Annotated in this window: 12 protein-coding genes and 1 tRNA gene; 1 reads left to right on the plus strand and 12 read right to left on the minus strand. The window is 70.5% G+C overall.

What is annotated here, in order from left to right:
* Nucleotides 1-127 precede the first annotated feature (127 nt).
* From SALPAC4_RS0102775 to SALPAC4_RS0102785, 3 genes are all read right to left on the minus strand, one after another.
* Nucleotides 128-1,369: an NAD(P)/FAD-dependent oxidoreductase gene (locus SALPAC4_RS0102775; RefSeq protein WP_019869075.1), complete on the minus strand. Its 1,242-nt coding sequence runs from the start codon at nt 1,367-1,369 to the stop codon at nt 128-130.
* Nucleotides 1,359-3,497 (minus strand): MMPL family transporter, encoded by a 2,139-nt coding sequence (locus tag SALPAC4_RS0102780; RefSeq protein ID WP_019869076.1) that lies wholly within the window; start codon nt 3,495-3,497, stop codon nt 1,359-1,361. The genes SALPAC4_RS0102775 and SALPAC4_RS0102780 overlap by 11 nt, the downstream gene beginning before the upstream one ends.
* Nucleotides 3,498-3,634: 137 nt before the next feature.
* Nucleotides 3,635-3,707: transfer RNA gene (locus tag SALPAC4_RS0102785), tRNA-Asn, on the minus strand.
* A 228-nt stretch (nt 3,708-3,935) separates the two neighbouring features.
* Between SALPAC4_RS0102785 and SALPAC4_RS0102790 the strand changes: the two genes are divergently transcribed.
* Entirely contained in the window at nt 3,936-4,256 is a 321-nt protein-coding gene (locus SALPAC4_RS0102790; RefSeq protein WP_019869077.1) for a hypothetical protein, read from the plus strand.
* Here SALPAC4_RS0102790 and SALPAC4_RS0102795 read toward each other — a convergent pair.
* From SALPAC4_RS0102795 to ppdK, 9 genes are all read right to left on the minus strand, one after another.
* Nucleotides 4,216-5,025: an ABC transporter permease gene (locus SALPAC4_RS0102795; RefSeq protein ID WP_019869078.1), complete on the minus strand. Its 810-nt coding sequence runs from the start codon at nt 5,023-5,025 to the stop codon at nt 4,216-4,218. The genes SALPAC4_RS0102790 and SALPAC4_RS0102795 overlap by 41 nt on opposite strands.
* 11 nt (nt 5,026-5,036) lie before the next feature.
* Entirely contained in the window at nt 5,037-5,837 is an 801-nt protein-coding gene (locus tag SALPAC4_RS0102800; protein ID WP_019869079.1) for an ABC transporter permease, read from the minus strand.
* 48 nt (nt 5,838-5,885) lie between these two features.
* Nucleotides 5,886-6,818 (minus strand): ABC transporter ATP-binding protein, encoded by a 933-nt coding sequence (locus tag SALPAC4_RS0102805; protein ID WP_019869080.1) that lies wholly within the window; start codon nt 6,816-6,818, stop codon nt 5,886-5,888.
* Nucleotides 6,819-6,913: 95 nt separating this feature from the next.
* On the minus strand, nt 6,914-7,450 hold the full coding sequence (locus tag SALPAC4_RS0102810; protein ID WP_019869081.1) for a hypothetical protein: 537 nt from the start codon (nt 7,448-7,450) through the stop codon (nt 6,914-6,916).
* 49 nt (nt 7,451-7,499) lie between these two features.
* Complete coding sequence (gene dnaG, locus SALPAC4_RS0102815) at nt 7,500-9,434, minus strand: DNA primase (protein WP_019869082.1); 1,935 nt, start codon at nt 9,432-9,434, stop codon at nt 7,500-7,502.
* Nucleotides 9,435-9,539: 105 nt separating this feature from the next.
* Nucleotides 9,540-11,165 carry a BCCT family transporter gene (locus SALPAC4_RS0102820; protein ID WP_027644769.1) on the minus strand — a complete coding sequence of 542 codons (1,626 nt, stop codon included), beginning with the start codon at nt 11,163-11,165 and terminating at the stop codon, nt 9,540-9,542.
* 92 nt (nt 11,166-11,257) lie between these two features.
* Nucleotides 11,258-12,091 (minus strand): siderophore-interacting protein, encoded by an 834-nt coding sequence (locus SALPAC4_RS0102825; protein ID WP_019869084.1) that lies wholly within the window; start codon nt 12,089-12,091, stop codon nt 11,258-11,260.
* 19 nt (nt 12,092-12,110) lie between these two features.
* Nucleotides 12,111-13,367 (minus strand): deoxyguanosinetriphosphate triphosphohydrolase, encoded by a 1,257-nt coding sequence (locus SALPAC4_RS0102830; RefSeq protein WP_019869085.1) that lies wholly within the window; start codon nt 13,365-13,367, stop codon nt 12,111-12,113.
* 69 nt (nt 13,368-13,436) lie between these two features.
* Nucleotides 13,437-16,172, minus strand: a complete 2,736-nt coding sequence (gene ppdK, locus SALPAC4_RS0102835) for a pyruvate, phosphate dikinase (protein ID WP_019869086.1) — start codon at nt 16,170-16,172, stop codon at nt 13,437-13,439.
* Nucleotides 16,173-16,237: the final 65 nt, after the last annotated feature.

Genomic DNA, 16,237 nt, shown 5'->3' on the forward strand with positions numbered 1-16,237 from the left:
TCGTACCCGCCTGGTTGATCAGTGGCCAGCATGAACCAGCTTCCCTCGGTCACGGCGTCAGGCGCTGTAGCACGATGGGCAACGCGAGGATAACAGTGCGCTCCCAACCTGTTTGGCCGAGGAGCCGTCAGGCCGCCGACCGCAGGTACGCGAGGACCCCGCCGGCGGTACGCCAGCCGCTGGCCAGCGCCCCCTGGATCGACGGGCTGTCCCGGTGGTCGCCCGCGACGAAGAGGCCGTCTCCGAGCGCGACCGGCCGCCGCAGCCGACCCTGCGGCGGTGGCGCGGCGGGGAGCGCCCCGGCGATGGTGACGGTGCTCAGGTGCTCCCAGTCGGCGGTGGACTGTCCGTAGAGGCGGGCCAGCTCGGTTCGGATCACCGGCTCGGGCGGTACGGTCGGGCCCACCACCGAGGTGGCGACGAGGTGCTGCCCCTTCGGCGCGTACGTCGGGGAAGCCTGGCTGACCACGACGGTGTTGGTGATCAGTTCGTGGCGGTCACCGTCAACGAGCAGGATCGGCTCCGTCAGCGGCGCCGTCTCGGTCGCGTGGTACCAGGTCGTGTAGCTGTGCATGCGGACCGCGGGGAGCCCCGGCAGCAGGGTGGTCGCCGTGGGTGGGTCGACCGCGACCACGACAGCCCGGGCGGTGATGGCACCGGCCGGGGTCCGCACCCGACCGGGCGCGACGTGGTCGACCGGGGTGTCCAGGTTGATCAGGTCGGCGGGGAGCGGGGCGGCGATCGCGTACGGCAGCGCGGCCATCCCCTCGGCGGGCAGGCCGATGCGGCCCCGGACGAAGGAGCGCAGCACCAGCGCGAAGACGTGACTGGAGGTATCCAGCTCGCGTTCCAGGAACACACCGGATAGAAACGGCCGCAGCAGCTGCTCGATGATGGTGTCGGAGAGGCCGGCGCGACGCAGGGCCGCCTCGGTGGTGGTCTCCGGGGCGTTGAGTAGCTGCCGCGCGGGCAGCGTGGCGGCGCCGGTGGCGAGCGCGGCGAAGCGGAGTCGGTCGCGCAGCGACCCGACCTCGGCGAGCAGGGTGGTGGGGGCGCCGACAGGTTCGCGGAGCGGGTTGACCAGTCTGCTGCGGGTGTCGCCGTGGCGCACCAGCACCCCCGGGACGAGGTAGCCGAGGTCGAGCTGGTTGACGTCCAGCAGGGTGCCGAGCCGCGGGTATGCCGTGTTGAGCACCTGGAAGCCCCGGTCGAGCCGGAACCCGTCAACGAGGTCGGTGCCGACCCGGCCGCCGAGCCGGCCGCTGGCTTCGAGGAGCCGCCAGGGCACCCCGGCGCGGTGCAGCCGGCGGGCCGCCGCCAGCCCGGCCAGGCCACCACCGACGATCACCACATCGGTATCAACCGGCATCGCGCGCCTCCCGCCCGCCGTCGGTCCGGGCCAGCCGGCTCGGCCACCAGATCTTCGACCCGATGTCGTACGCGAGGGCGGGCACCAGCAGCGAACGGACGACGATCGTGTCGATCAGGACGCCCACGGCGACCGCCACCCCCAGTTCGATGAGCACCACCAGCGGGAGTACGGCCAGTGCGCTGAACGTCGCGGCGAGCACGATGCCGGCGGAGGTGATGACGCCGCCGGTGACGACGAGCCCGTACCGCACTCCGGAGCGGGTACCCCGCCGCACCGCTTCCTGCCGGATCCGGCTCATCAGGAAGATGTTGTAGTCGATGCCGAGGGCGACCAGAAAGACGAAGGCGAACAGGGGGAAGGAGGCGTCCACCCCGGGGAAGTCGAAGAGGTACTTGAAGATCAGCGCACAGAGGCCGAGCGTGGCGCCGTACGAGAGCAGCACGGTGGCAACGAGGAGCAGCGGGGCGAGCAGGGCGCGCAGCAGCAGCGCCAGAATGACGGCGATGACGCTGAGGACCACCGGGATGATGACGTTGCGGTCTCGGGTGGAGGCGTCCGCGGTGTCGATGTTGATCGCGGTGAGGCCGCCGACGACCGCGTCGGCGTCGGGTACGGCGTGGACCGCCACCCGTAGGTCGCGAATGGTCTCTTCGGCGCCGTCGGAGTCGGGTGCGTCGGCGAGGGTCGCCTCGAGCTGCACGATGCCGTCAACGACTTTCGGCGGCGCGGTCGGTGCCGCACCGCCGTCCGAGTCCGAGCCGGCACCGGGACGGCCGGTGACCGGTCGGACCGCAACGACGCCGGGCGTCTCCTGGGCGACGGCGGCGACCTGCTCGGCGGTCTGCTGGCGGGTGAAGATGACGGCGGGGCTACCGGTGCCGGCCGGGTAGTGGCGGGCGATCGCCTCCTGGCCCGCGACCGAGTCCGTCTGCTCGGTAAACAGGTCGCTCTCGCCCAGGGTGGTCGCCCCCAGCTGGGTGAGGCCGAAGGAGAGCGCGGCCAGCGCGAGCGCGGTGACCAGCCACACCGGTCGGGACCGGCGGGCTACGAACCCCGCGACGCGACCCCAGATGCCGTGTTCGGTCTGCGGCTCGGCGTGGTCGAGTCGCGGCTGTCTCGGCCAGAACACCCGGCGCCCGCCGAGCACGAGCAGCGCGGGTAGGAGGGTGAGCATCACCAGCAGGGTCGCGCCGATGCCGATGGCGGCGACCGGCCCGAGTGCCTGGTTGGAGCTCAGGCTGGAGAGCAGTAGGCAGAGCAGGCTGGCGATGGTGGTGCCGGCGGAGGCGGCGATCGCCGGGGCGGCGCCGCGCCAGGCCGCCAGCATGGCGGCGGCGGGCTTGTCGTGCTGGTGTAGCTCCTCCCGGTACCGGGCGACCAGGAGCAGGGCGTAGTCGGTGCCGGCGCCGAAGACCAGCACGGTGAGGATGCCCTGCGCCTGCCCGTCGAGGGTCAGGATGTCGGCCTCGGCGAGCCGGTAGACGATCGCCGTGGCCAGCGAGAAGGACATCCCGGCGGCGAGCAGCGGGAAGATCCACAGCACCGGGCTGCGGTAGACGACCAGCAGGATGAGGAGCACTACGCAGAGTGTGACCAGCAGCAGCGTGCCGTCGATCGCCGAGAAGACATCGATCAGGTCGGCGAGCAGGCCGGCCGGCCCGGTGACGTTGACGGTGAGCCCGTCTCGGTCCGCATCAACGATGGTGCGCAGCTCCGCCACGACGGTGGCGATCTCCTCGCCCCGCTCGTCGTCGACCGGGACAATCAGCTGGACCGCCTGCCCGTCCGCGCTGGGGAGCGGCGGCGGCAGCGGGCCGACCACGCCGGGCAGTTCGGCGATCTCGGCCGTGTCCGCGGCGATCTGCTGTTGGTCGGCCTCGGTGATGCCGCTGGTGCGTTCGTAGATGATGAGCGCCGGGGTGGTCGGTTGGTCCACGAAGAGTTCGGAGAGGTCCTGGGCCCGGGTCGCCTCGGCCTCGGTGGGGAGGAAGGCGGCGCTGTCGTTGGTGCTGACCTCACTGAGTCTGCCGCTGTACGGCCCGGCGAGGCCGCCGACCACCAGCCAGGCGAGCGCGATGAGCAGGGCGACCAGCGTGCCCCGGCCGGCGGCACCTTTCCCGGACATCCGCACCCACCCGATGCGCCTTCCGACGCGTTAGGGATCTTGGTCAACGTCTCCCATCCTGCCCTCCGGCTCCGGTTCCGGTACCAGAAACGAAGGAAGCCCACCGACCTGGGCCGGTGGGCTTGATGGGGAGGGAGCTCCCCCGTTTGGACTCGAACCAAAAACCTGCCGGTTAACAGCCGGCTGCTCTGCCAATTGAGCTACGGGGGATCGTGCCGTCGCCCGGCCTCCCGGAGCTCCGGTTCACCGTGCGACGGGACAAGAGTACAGGACTACCGGCGGTCCCAGTCGAGGGGGTTACCGCGCCGTTGCGGGTGCTACCGCGGTCATTCCCACCCAATATTCAGGATGTTCCGGATAAATCAGTGTCAGGGCACCCGGAGGCCGGCGCGGGGAGCAGGATGGGGAGTTAGCACGTTAGGTACGGAAGGAGCCGCCATGCGCGGAAAGATCATGTTCCTTGGCGGGATGGCGGTGGGGTTCGTCCTGGGCTCCCGCGCCGGTCGGGAAGCGTACGAGGAGCTGGTGGTGTGGGGTCGCAAGATCGTCGACCACCCGACTGTCCAGGAGGCGGCGGGGGTGGCACAGGCACAGGCGAACCGGTTCTACAGCGAGAGCCGCGACAAGCTCGGTCAGTCCAAGCTGGGCGAGCCCTTCGGCGGCAACGGCCAGCGACGGAGCCCGGCGGCCGCGGACGATCCCTTCGCCGGCACACCGGTTACCGGTAGAGCAGCCGACTCATCCGGCGGGACGCGATAAAGAGGCCGATGGCCAGGACCAGCAGCAGGTATCCGAGGTCGAGCAGCCACGTCCAGCCACCGCCGCCGACGGTGATCCCCCGGACCAGGTGCACCGCGCGGTAGAGCGGAGTCACCTCGACCAGCCAGCGCAGCAGCGTCGGGTAGGCCTGCGCCGGGACGAACGTGCCGGAGAAGAGGAAGAGCACGAACTGCGCCGACGCCAACACGTCGAAGTCCTGCCAGCTCCGCATGAAGGTGGCGATCGTCATGCCGATCGCCCCGAACGTGAAACCGACCAGCACCGCCGCCGGGAAGGCGACCGCCGCCCGGGCGGCGGTGGTCAGATCCATCACGACCATCACCACGAGGAACGCGCCGGAGTAGGCACTGCCCCGGAGCATCGCCCAGGCCAGCTCACCGAGGGCGATCTCGAACGGCTGCACCGGAGTGGCGATGACCCCGTCGTACAGCTTCATGTACTTCATCTTGCCGAAGAAGTTGAAGGTGGTCTCCGCGAACGCCCCGGTCATCGCCGACGAGGCGAGCATCGCGGGCGCGACGAACGCCGCATAGCTGACGACGGCCCCGTTCGACAGCGTCAGGTCACCGACCAACGCCCCCACCCCAACCCCGATGGAGAAGAGGTAGAGCAGCGGCTCGATGAAGCCGGAGACCAACAACAGCCAGTAGATCGACTTCAGGGCCGAGACGTTCCGTTCGGCCACTGCGGCCGACCGTCGCGACGCCGCCGACACATCCATCAGCCGAGGCAGCACCAGAGCGACCATGACGCCCCTTCCTAGACGACGAGCTTGCGGCGCAGGGCACGGTGGGCGAGCAACCACCCGCCGACCGCCCAGGCGGCGAGGTAGAGCAGATGGCCGGTGACCGACCAGACCGGCGCAGTGCCGAGCGTGGCTGCCCGGCTCAGGTCAACCGCGTGCCAGAGCGGCGTCGCGTACGCCAGCCAGCGCAGCCCCACCGGCAGCGACTCCACCGGGAAGAAGACCCCGGCGAAGAGCGTCATCGGGATCACCGCGAACCGGAACAGCAGGGCGAGCCAGCTGTCGCTGGAGGCCGTTGCCGCGTACGCGTAGGTGGGCGCGGCAACGGCCAGGCCGAGCAGCACCGCCACCGGTAGGGCCAGCACCGCCCACGGCGAGCGCAGGGCCCCCAACACTCCGGTCACCAGCAGAAAAGCCGCGGCCGAGGCCAGCACCCGGAACAGCACGAACGCCAGCTGACCAGCCATGATGTCCGCTACCCGCAGCGGTGCCGCGTACTGGGCGAAGTAGATTTTGGTCCACTGAAGGCTGCTGTAGACCGGCCAGGTGGACTCGGCGATCGCCACCTGCAACGCGGTTGACGCGAGCAGTCCGCCGACGATCCACTCCAGGTAGGAGACGCCATCAACGCCCTGGTCGATGAAGGCCCCGACGCCCACGCCGAAGCCGAGCACGGTCAGCGTGGGGAGCAGAAACGACGAGAACACCCCGCCCCGCCAGGTACGTCGGTAACCGACCAGGTGGTATTGCAACACCGCCAATGCCGGTGCCCGGACCGGACCGCGTCGGGCCCACTTGGCCGCGAGTTGTGTCATGCCTTCGCTCCCCATCCGCCCGGCCCTCCGGCCCGACTGCTCGCGGCCTCAGTCGATCAAAGTGCGGCCGGTGAGGTGCAGGAAGACGTCCTCCAGGCCGCTGCGCCGCACCAGCACGTTGATCGGATGCAGGCCGAGCGCGGTTACCTGGGCCACCGCCGCGTCGCCGTCGGGCACGTAGAGCAGGATCCGGTCGGGCAACACCTCGACCCGTTCGCCGAGCTGGTCGAGTTTGCTGGCGAACGGCTCCTGCGACTCGCCCGCGAAGCGCAGCTCGACCACCTCGCGAGTGGAGTGCTGCTCGATCAGCACGCGGGGGGAGCCTTCGGCGACGATCCGCCCGCCGTCCATCACCACCAGCCGGTCGCAGAGCTGCTCGGCCTCGTCCATGTAGTGCGTGGTGAGCACCAACGTGACACCTTGCTGCTTGAGCTGGAACAGCCGCTCCCAGACCAGGTGCCGGGCCTGCGGGTCGAGACCGGTGGTCGGCTCGTCCAGGAGCACGATCTCGGGCTCGTTGACGAGCGCACGGGCGATGGTGAGCCGTCGCTTCATGCCGCCGGAGAGCGGCTCCACCTTGCTGTCGGCCCGCTCGCTGAGCTGCACGAAATCGAGGAGCTCGGCGGCGCGCAGCCGGGCCACTCGGCGGGGGATGCCGAAGTAGCGGGCGTAGGTGACCAGATTTTCGCGGACGGTCAACTCCGGATCGAGTGTGTCGAGCTGCGGGCAGACCCCGAGGCGGGCCCGGATTGCCGGCCCGTCTCGCACCGGATCCATGCCGAGGATGCGTAGCTCCCCGCCGCTGGGCGGCGAGACACAACCGATCATGCGCATAGTGGACGACTTGCCGGCGCCGTTGGGCCCGAGGAAGCCGAACGCCTCCCCGGCCCGAACCGCAACGTCGATGGCGTCGACCGCGGTGAAGCTGCCAAACCGCTTCACCAGCCCCCGCGCCTGGATGAGTGGTTGAGCCGTGGTCACCCCCTGACCCTAGCCACCCGGTCCGACACTCCCCACCGGGTTTTCGTCCGGCCGGCCGGTCCCATGGCGGGCCCCGCCGCCCCCGGGCCGTGTTGTCACGCCTCCGGGGCGGTGATTGCGGCGCGGGCCGCGGCAACCAGGCGCCCGGTCTCCGCACGGACCGCCGGATCGTCGACCGGGGTACCCGGCTCGTACCGGACAGTCCAGGTCAGCCCATCAACCCCCGGCACCCGCCGGGCGACCACCCGGCCCGCACCGCCCGGCACCGGGTGCGCCTCGGTGAACGCCACCGAGCGGGTCACCCGTTCCCGCACCTGGTGCGGCAACTCCCCCGGGTCGAGCAACGGGTAGGTCTCGGTGGGGCGGTCTGCCACCACCAGGTAGTCGTCCCGCTCCACGACGGGCTCGGCGGCGGTGACCACCAACTCCTGCCCAGACCAGACCGCCCGGAGGATGTCGTGCCAGCCCAGTCGTTCCCCGCGCCGGGGTAACCAGAGCCCGAGGTTGGTGGCGACCAGTACGGTGCCCTCCGCACAACCACCGGCGGCGGCCCAGGCGAGCACCCGTTCCCCGGCGACGAGCGGTGGACGGTCTGCCGGCGACAGTTTCGGCCGGCGGCGGAACAACCCCATCTAGCACCCTCCCACGGCTACCGGTCTCCGCACCTGCCGGCGGTCGGTCTCACAGCCCACCCGCGGCCTGCTCACGCAACGCTCGGGCATGTTGCTCGAGGGACAGCAATTCGCCGAAGGCGGCGAAGTACTCGTCCTTGGTGCTAACCGGATTTATCCGCTGAATTCTCGACTTGAGCTCCCGGATCCGGCCGGTCACCGCCCCCCACTGGAGGCGGGCCATCGTCACCGACACATAGCGCGGATCGAGCTCCCCGTCGATTCGCAACGGCTCGACGGCCAGCTCACCGACGAGCGCCTGGGCGGCGAGGTCCGTGCAGGCGTGGCGGACCGACTCGATCCAGACCGCACCGCCGGTGGCCGCCGCCGCTCCCCCGGCCGCCGCCACCGCCGCCCGGACCGCGACGTGCACCGGATGGCGGTACTCCGTGGCCTCCACGGCGTCGAACATCGGCCCGGCGAGCACCGGCGCCTGCAGGGCCAGCTTCAACGCCTCCCGCTCGACCGCCGCCTGCGGGCTCTCCGCTGGTGACTGCGGTGGCGCCGGAGCCCCACCGGGCGCGGCGTTGGCTTTGCCGGAGACGGTGTTGGCTTTGCCAGCCACGGTGTTGGCCTTGCCGGGGGTGTGGGCGGCAGCCAGCACGGCCCGCTGCACCGGCTCGATCTCCATGCCGAGGTCCCCGGCGAGCTTGCGGACGTACTCCGGGCGTTTCTCCCGGTCTTTGATTTTGGCGACCAGCGGGGCCGCCCGACGCATCGCCTCCACCCGACCATCGACGGTGTCGAGGTCGTGCCGGCCGATCACGTGCCGCAGCGCGAAGTCGACCAGCGGTTCACGGCGCGCGATCAGATCCCGAACGGCCAGCTCCCCCTTGGCCAACCGCAGCTCGCAGGGGTCCATACCGTCCGGGCTGACGGCGATGAAGGTACGCCCGACGAAACGCTGATCGTCGTCGAAGGCGCGCAGCGCCGCCTTCTGCCCAGCCGCGTCCCCGTCGAAGGTGAAGATGATCTCCCCAGCGACGGCTTCGGTGTCCAGCAGCAGCCGGCGCAGCACCCCGATGTGGTCACCGCCGAAAGCGGTGCCACAGGTCGCCACCGCGGTCGGCACCCCGGCCAGGTGACAGGCCATCACGTCGGTGTAGCCCTCGACCACGACCACCTTGCCCTGCTTGGCGATCTCACGCTTTGCCTGGTCGATGCCGTAGAGGACGTGGGACTTCTTGTAGATCGGGGTCTCGGGGGTGTTCAGATATTTCGGGCTGTCGTCGTCGTCAAAGAGCTTGCGGGCGCCGAAGCCGACGACGTCACCGGCCAGATCCCGAATGGGCCAGAGCAGTCGGCGACGGAACCGGTCGATTAGGCTGCCCGAGCGGGCCGGCCGGGACAGCCCGGCGGTAACCAACTCGTCGTGACTGAAACCCTGCTGGCGCAGGTGACGGGTCAACAGGTCCCACCCGTCGGGCGCGAAGCCGCAGGCATACCGCTCGGCGGCGGCCTTGTCGAAGCCGCGTTGGGCGAGGAACTCGCGGGCCGGCCGGGCTCCGGCGGTGGTCAACTGCGCCCGGTAGAACTCGACCGCGGCGGCGTGCGCGGCGATCAACCGCTGCTTCTGCCCCTGCTGCGGCCGGGCACGGGGGGTGGTGTGGTCGTTGGCCACATAGCGGAGCTGAAGTCCGGCGCGGCCGGCCAATCGTTCGACAGACTCGACGAAGCTGAGGTGCTCGGCATCCATCAGGAACTTGATGGCGTCCCCGCCGGCACCGCAGCCGAAGCAATACCAGACGTTACGGGCCGGTGACACGTTAAACGACGGGCTCTTCTCGTCGTGGAACGGACAGAGCCCCTTGAGGTTTCCCCCACCCGCGGACCGCAGCGTGACCGTCTCAGAGATGATCTCCGCGATCGAGGTGCGCTCACGGACCAACGCGATGTCCTCGTCCCGGATCCGCCCCGTCATCTCCGCCACCTCCTCGCCGTACATCCTGCCCTGTCCGACCGACGTCCCGGTGGCCGGGGGACGCGGGCACGGCGACCACCACCGCTTCCCAACGCGGGATCCACGGCGCGAGACAAGGATGGCGGGGTTCTACTCCTCCGCTTCCTTGGTCGAGCGGGCGTGGCGGCCCTCCTCCCTGGTCGAGCGGGCGCGGTCGAGGGCCTCGGCCAGCCCGTGCTGGTGGGGCGGACGGGCCCGCACCGCCGGATCTTCAAGCATCTCCTTGACCAGCGACACGGCGAGGCCGAGCATCACCACCACGAACGGCAACGCCACCATGATCGTCGCCTGTTGGAGCGCGCTCAGCCCGCCGGCCAGCAGCAGCACCGCGGCGGTTCCACCGATGAGTACACCCCAGATGATGACGATCACCTGGCGCGGGCGCAGGGCGCCTCGGGAGGTCAGCGACGCGAGCACGAGGGAGGCGGAGTCGGCACTGGTGACGAAGTAGAGCGTCACCAGCACCATGGCCAGCACGCTGGCCACCACACCCAGCGGCAGCGCCTCGAGTAGCCCGAAGAGCGCGTTCTCGGTGCCGGCGGCGGTCTCGGCGACCAGGTCCGCGGCGCCGGTGGCCTGCACCCGCAGCGCGCTACCCCCCAGGACCGCGAACCAGACCACACTGGCCCCGCTGGGCACCAGCAGCACGCCGATCAGGAACTGACGCACCGTACGGCCACGGGAGATACGGGCGATGAAGGTGCCGACGAACGGCGCCCAGGAGATCCACCAGGCCCAGTAGAAGATCGTCCAGGAACCCAACCAGGACGACTCGGAGAAGGCTCCGGTCCGGGTCGACATGAAGATCAGGTTGCTGAGGTAGTCGCCGATCGAGGCGGGCAACACATCGAGGATGTAGACAGTCGGACCGACCACGAAGACGAAGAGCATCAGTAACACCGCCAGCACCACGTTGGTGGTGGACAGCCACTTGATGCCCCGGTGCAGCCCGGAGAAGGCCGAGACGACGAAGGCCAGGGTCAACGCGCCGATCACTACCAGCTCCACCGCCCTGCTGCTGGGGATACCGGCGACCCGGTCCAGGCCCGCGGTGACCTGGAGCGCGCCGAGGCCGAGGCTGGTCGCCGAGCCGAAGACCGTGGCGAAGACCGACAGCAGGTCGATCACCCGCCCGACCGCGCCATCGGCCTGGGAGCCGAGTACCGGGCGAAACACCGCCGAGATCCGGTTCTCCCGCCCCTTGCGAAAGGTCGAGTACGCCAGGGCGAGCGCCACCACCGCGTAGATCGCCCACGGGTGCAGCGTCCAGTGGAAGAGGGTGAACTGCAGGGCGACCGAGGCGGCGGCGCCGGTCTCCGGCTCCGCCGCGGTGGCCGGCGGCGGCGAGGCATAGTGCTGGATCGGCTCGGCCACGGCGAAGAACACCAAGCCGATCCCCATGCCGGCGCTGAACATCATGGCGACCCAGGCCAGGGTGGTGAACTCCGGCCGCTCGGTCTCGGCCCCCAGCCGAATGGTGCCGAACCGGGAGAACGCCAGCACGAAGGTCAGTACCAGGAAGACATTCGCCGCGACGACGAACAACCAGCCGAACGTGGTGATGACCCAACTCAGCCCGGACCCACCGACATTGGAGACCGAATCAGGTGCCAGGACGCCCCAGACCACGACGGCCAGCACAACGCCCACGGCGAGGCCCAGCAAAGGGCGGTCCACACTCCCGCTGGCGGGTCGTTGCCCAGTCGCCTCGCCCATCTTCGCCCCTTCCGCTGCCCGCCGGTCCACCGATGACCCTCTGTCATCCTGCGGGTGGTGGGGGCGGCGCCGGGGCGAAACGGGAACAGTCGTCAGGTTGAGGTGGCGACGAACTCCTCGGCCTCGACTTGCCGGTTCCACTCCGCCTTGCCGGCCCGCCAGCCCTCGTCGTCCACGCCGCGACGCCAGTAGCCGGAGATGGAGAGCCGCTCGCGCGGGACTTTCCGCTCCACCCGCAGCAGCCGGCGCAGCTCCCGGACGAAGGTCGCCTCACCGTGCACGAAGGCGTGCACCCCGGGTGGGAAGTCCAGCGCCCGGACCGCCGCGACCAGCGCCGCGCCAACCGGCCGGTCATCCCGGTGCAGCCAGGTCAGCCGTACCTGCCCCGGGCTGGGCAGCGGCTGCTCCTCGGCCGGTCCACTGATCTCGACGAGGACGGTGGCCGGCGCGCCGGCGGGCAGCCGTTCCAGGGCGACGGCGATGGCCGGTAGGGCGCTCTCGTCGCCGACCAGCAGGTGCCAGTCGGCGTCGGGGCTCGGGGCGTACGCCCCACCCGGGCCGGTGAAGTGCACCGGGTCACCGGGGCGCAACGTCGCGACCCACGGTCCGACCAGCCCCTCATCGCCGTGATACACCACGTCCACGGTCAGCTCGCCGGCGTCGGCGTCGAAGGCCCGTACGGTGTACGCGCGCAGCCGCGGCCACTGCGCGGCCGGCAGATCCCGGCGGATCGCGGCCAGGTCGATCGGTTCCGGGTACACCGCCCCGGGCACCGGGAAGAGGATCTTGATGTAATGGTCGGTGAACTCGCCGACCGGCAGGCCGGCCAGCTCGTCTCCGCCGAGGACCAACCGAACGACGTGCGGGGTGGGCCGTCCGATCCGGACGACGCGGGTGGACGTGACCTTCTTCGGACGATCCGTCATGCGGTTAGGTTAACCTAAGTCAGCTGACCCCGACGGCACCGGTCGGGCCACCGAAGAGCCGGGCATGCCACTGCACCGCCGTCGGATCCGTCAACGACGCCACCTGATCAACCACCACCCGCAGCCGGGCCGCGTCGTCTCCGGCGGCCCGCCACAACGGGGCGAACACCGCGTCCAATGCGTCAGGAGCCCGATCGGCCAGGCCCGTTACCAGGCCGGCGAGAAGCTGCCGCTGCCGCTCGTGCCGGGCAGTGGAGCCAGGGCGACGCAGCACGTACCGCAGGGCGATCCCCTTGAGTAGCGCGCAGCGGGCCCGGACCTCGCGCGGCACAACCAGGTCGGCGGCGTACCGCCGGTGCGGGCCGGGCCCGAACCGGCACCGGGTGGCGGCCACGGCGGCGGCGACGAAGCGACCGGTCAGCACGCTGGTGGTCGCCTTCAGCGCAGCCTGCGCCCGGTGACTCCCGTCGTAGCCGGCCAGCGCCGTGAGCAGCGGATCAGCCATCAGGTCAACCAGCGCCTCAGCGAGGTCGGACGGGGACTCGCTGGAGTAGGTCGCCGCGACATCGGCACCCAGCGCCGTCCGCTCGTCGGCGTCGACCAGCAGCGGACCCAGCGTCACATACCCACCGTGGATACCGTCCTCGACGTCGTGCACCGAGTACGCGACGTCGTCGGCCCAGTCCATCACCTGCGCCTCCAGACACCGCCGTCCGTCCGGCACGTTGACGCGCAGCCACTCGAAGACCGGGCGATCGTCGGCGTACACGCCGAACTTGCGCTCTCCCGGCCGGCGCGGCCACGGATACTTGCTGACCGCGTCGAGGGTGGCCCGGGTGAGATTCAGCCCGGCGGAGGCGCCGGCCGGGCTGATCACCTTCGCCTCCAGGCGGGTGAGCACGCGCAGCGTCTGCGCGTTGCCCTCGAAGCCACCGCAGGTTGCGGCGAGGGCGTCCAGCGCCTCCTCCCCGCTGTGCCCGAACGGCGGGTGCCCGAGGTCGTGGGCGAGCCCGGCGGTGTCCACCACGTCGGGGTCGCAGCCGAGCCGGCTGCCCATCTCGCGGGCAACCTGGGCGACCTCCAACGAGTGCGTCAACCGGGTGCGGAGGAAGTCGTCGGTGCCGGCCGTGTGGACCTGGGTCTTGGCGGCGAGCCGCCGGAAGGCCGCCGAGTGCAGCACCCGGGCGCGGTCTCGCTCGAACGCCGACCGGCCCTGCCCGGTGTCCTTCGCGGGTTCGTCCACCCACCGCCGCTGGTCCGGGCCGACCGGATTCATGCCGTCAGGCTACGCCCGCCGGCCGGTGACCGGCGGGTCGTAGCCGGCCACCCCACACCGCCCACCACGTCAGCGGCTGTCCGACCCGGTGGTCTCCACGGCGGCCCGCCCCGCCTCCAACCGGGCGACCGGCACCCGGAACGGCGAGCACGAGACGTAGTCCAGCCCCACCTCGTGGAAGAAGTGCACCGAGTCCGGGTCACCGCCGTGCTCGCCGCAGACGCCGAGCTTCAGCTCCGACCGGGCGGCCCGCCCCTCCTCGGCGGCGATCCGCACCAGCCGGCCCACCCCGTCCCGGTCGATCGACTCGAACGGCGAGATGCCGAAGATGCCCAGCTCGAGATAGCGCCAGAAGAAGGCTCCCTCCACGTCGTCACGGGAGAAGCCCCACGCCATCTGGGTCAGGTCGTTGGTGCCGAACGAGAAGAACTGCGCCGCCTCGGCGATCTCGCCGGCGGTCAACGCCGCCCGCGGCACCTCGATCATTGTGCCGATCAACACCTCGACACCGCTGCCGCCGACCACCTCGGCGATGATCTTCTCGGCTTCGGTGCGTACCGTCTCCAGCTCCTGCACCGCACCGACCAGCGGGACCATGATCTCCGGGAAGGCGGACCCGCCGGACTTGGTGACCGCGACGGCGGCCTCCGTAATCGCGCGGACCTGCATGGCGAAGAGGCCGGGAATGACCAGGCCGAGCCGGACCCCACGCAGGCCGAGCATCGGGTTCTCCTCATGCATCCGCCGGACGGCGGCCAGCAACGCCTCCTCCCGGGCCGCGGCCTCGCCCCGCTCCTGGGCCACCGCCACGTTGACCGCCAACTGCTCCAGCGGGGGCAGGAATTCGTGCAGCGGCGGGTCGATCAACCGCACCGTGACCGGCAGCCCGTCCATCTCGCGGAAGATCTCGACGAAGTCCGCCCGTTGCAACGGCAGCAACGCGGCCAGCGCCTGCTCCCGGTCGGCGTCGGTAGAGGCGAGGATGAGCCGCTCGACCAGTTCGCGCCGGTCGCCGAGGAACATGTGCTCGGTGCGGCACAGGCCGATCCCCTGCGCGCCGAAGCGCCGGGCCCGCGCCGCGTCCGCCTTGGTGTCCGCGTTCGTCCGCACGGCCAACCGCCGCCGGTCGTCGGCGTGGGTCATGATCCGGTGTACGGCCCGCACCAGTACGTCGTCGGCCTGCTCCGGGTCGAGGGTGCCCTCGAAGTACCGCACCACCTCGGACGGCATCACCGGTACCTCACCCAGGTAGACCTTTCCGGTGGTGCCGTCGATCGACACCACGTCGCCCTCGTTGACGGTCTCTCCGGCCACGGTGAACCGCTTCGCCGGGATGTCCACGCCGATTTGGTCGGCACCGGAGACACAGGTCTTGCCCATGCCGCGGGCCACCACCGCGGCGTGGCTGGTCTTACCGCCCCGCGAGGTGAGGATGCCCTGCGCGGCGATCATGCCGTTGAGGTCGTCCGGGTTGGTCTCCCGGCGGACCAGGATCACCGCCTCGCCCTGGCCGGCCAGCTCCACCGCGCGGGCAGAGGTGAAGACCACCTTGCCGACGGCCGCGCCCGGTGAGGCGCCGATACCGGTGGCGACCGGCTGGAACTCGTGGTCCAGGTTGAAGCGCGGGAACATCAGCTGGGCGAGCTGGGCCCCGTTGACCCGGTGCAGCGCCTCGTCCAGGTCGATGAGGCCCTCGTCCACGAGTTGCCCGGCGATGTTGAACGCGGCGGCGGCGGTGCGCTTACCGACCCGGGTCTGGAGCATCCACAGCTTGCCCCGCTCGATGGTGAACTCGATGTCGCAGAGATCCTTGTAGTGCCGCTCGAGCCGGGCCATGTAGTCGAGCAGTTCGTCGTAGGATTTCTTGTCGATCCGCTCGAGCTCCTGCAGTGGCACGGTGTTGCGGATCCCGGAGACGACATCCTCGCCCTGCGCGTTGGCCAGGTAGTCGCCGTAGATGCCCTGGGCCCCGCTAGCCGGGTCACGGGTGAAGGCGACGCCGGTCCCCGAGTCCGTACCGAGGTTGCCGAAGACCATGGCGACCACGTTCACCGCGGTGCCCGCCTCGGCGGGAAGTCGCTCCTGGCGGCGATAGATCACCGCCCGCTCGGCGTTCCACGACTCGAAGACCGCCCGGATCGCGAGGTCCAACTGCTCCCGCGGCTCCTGCGGGAAGTCCCGGCCGGTGTGCCGGCGGAAGATTTCCTTGTAGGTGCCAACCAATGCGCGGAGATCGTCGGCGGTCAGGTCCAGGTCCAGGTCGCTGTCCTTGGCCCGCTTGGCGTCGTCAAGGGCGTGCTCGAAGTCCTCCCCCGGCACATCGCAGACGGTCTTGCCGAACATCTGGATCAGGCGACGGTAGGAGTCCCAGGCGAACCGGTCGCTGTCGCTGGTGGAGTCGGGGCCCGCCGAGCCGCCGGCCTGTCGGGCCAGCCCTACGACGCTCCGGTCGTTGAGGCCGACGTTGAGGACGGTCTCCATCATGCCCGGCATCGAGAACTTGGCGCCGGAGCGCACCGAGACCAGCAACGGGTCCTCCGGGTCACCGAGGGTTCGCCCCATCGCCTGTTCCAGGGCGTCGAGGTGGGAGCCGACCTGGCCGGCGAGGCCGGCCGGCTCGCTACCGGTGGCGAGGTACGCCTGACACGCCGAGGTGGTGATCGTGAATCCGGGCGGCACCGGCAGTCCGAGGTTGGTCATCTCAGCCAGGTTGGCGCCCTTGCCGCCGAGGAGCTCCTTCTGGTCCTTGTTCCCCTCGGCGAAGTCATAGACGTACTTGTGATCGACTGTCTCCTGCGCTGCCACCAGAGCCTCCCACGCACGTCGAATGTGTCACTTGACGAAGGTTCAGCTGCCACCGGGCCGACCCG

This window comes from Salinispora oceanensis (genome assembly GCF_000383575.1).
GTDB classification, from domain to species: Bacteria; Actinomycetota; Actinomycetes; order Mycobacteriales; family Micromonosporaceae; genus Micromonospora; species Micromonospora oceanensis.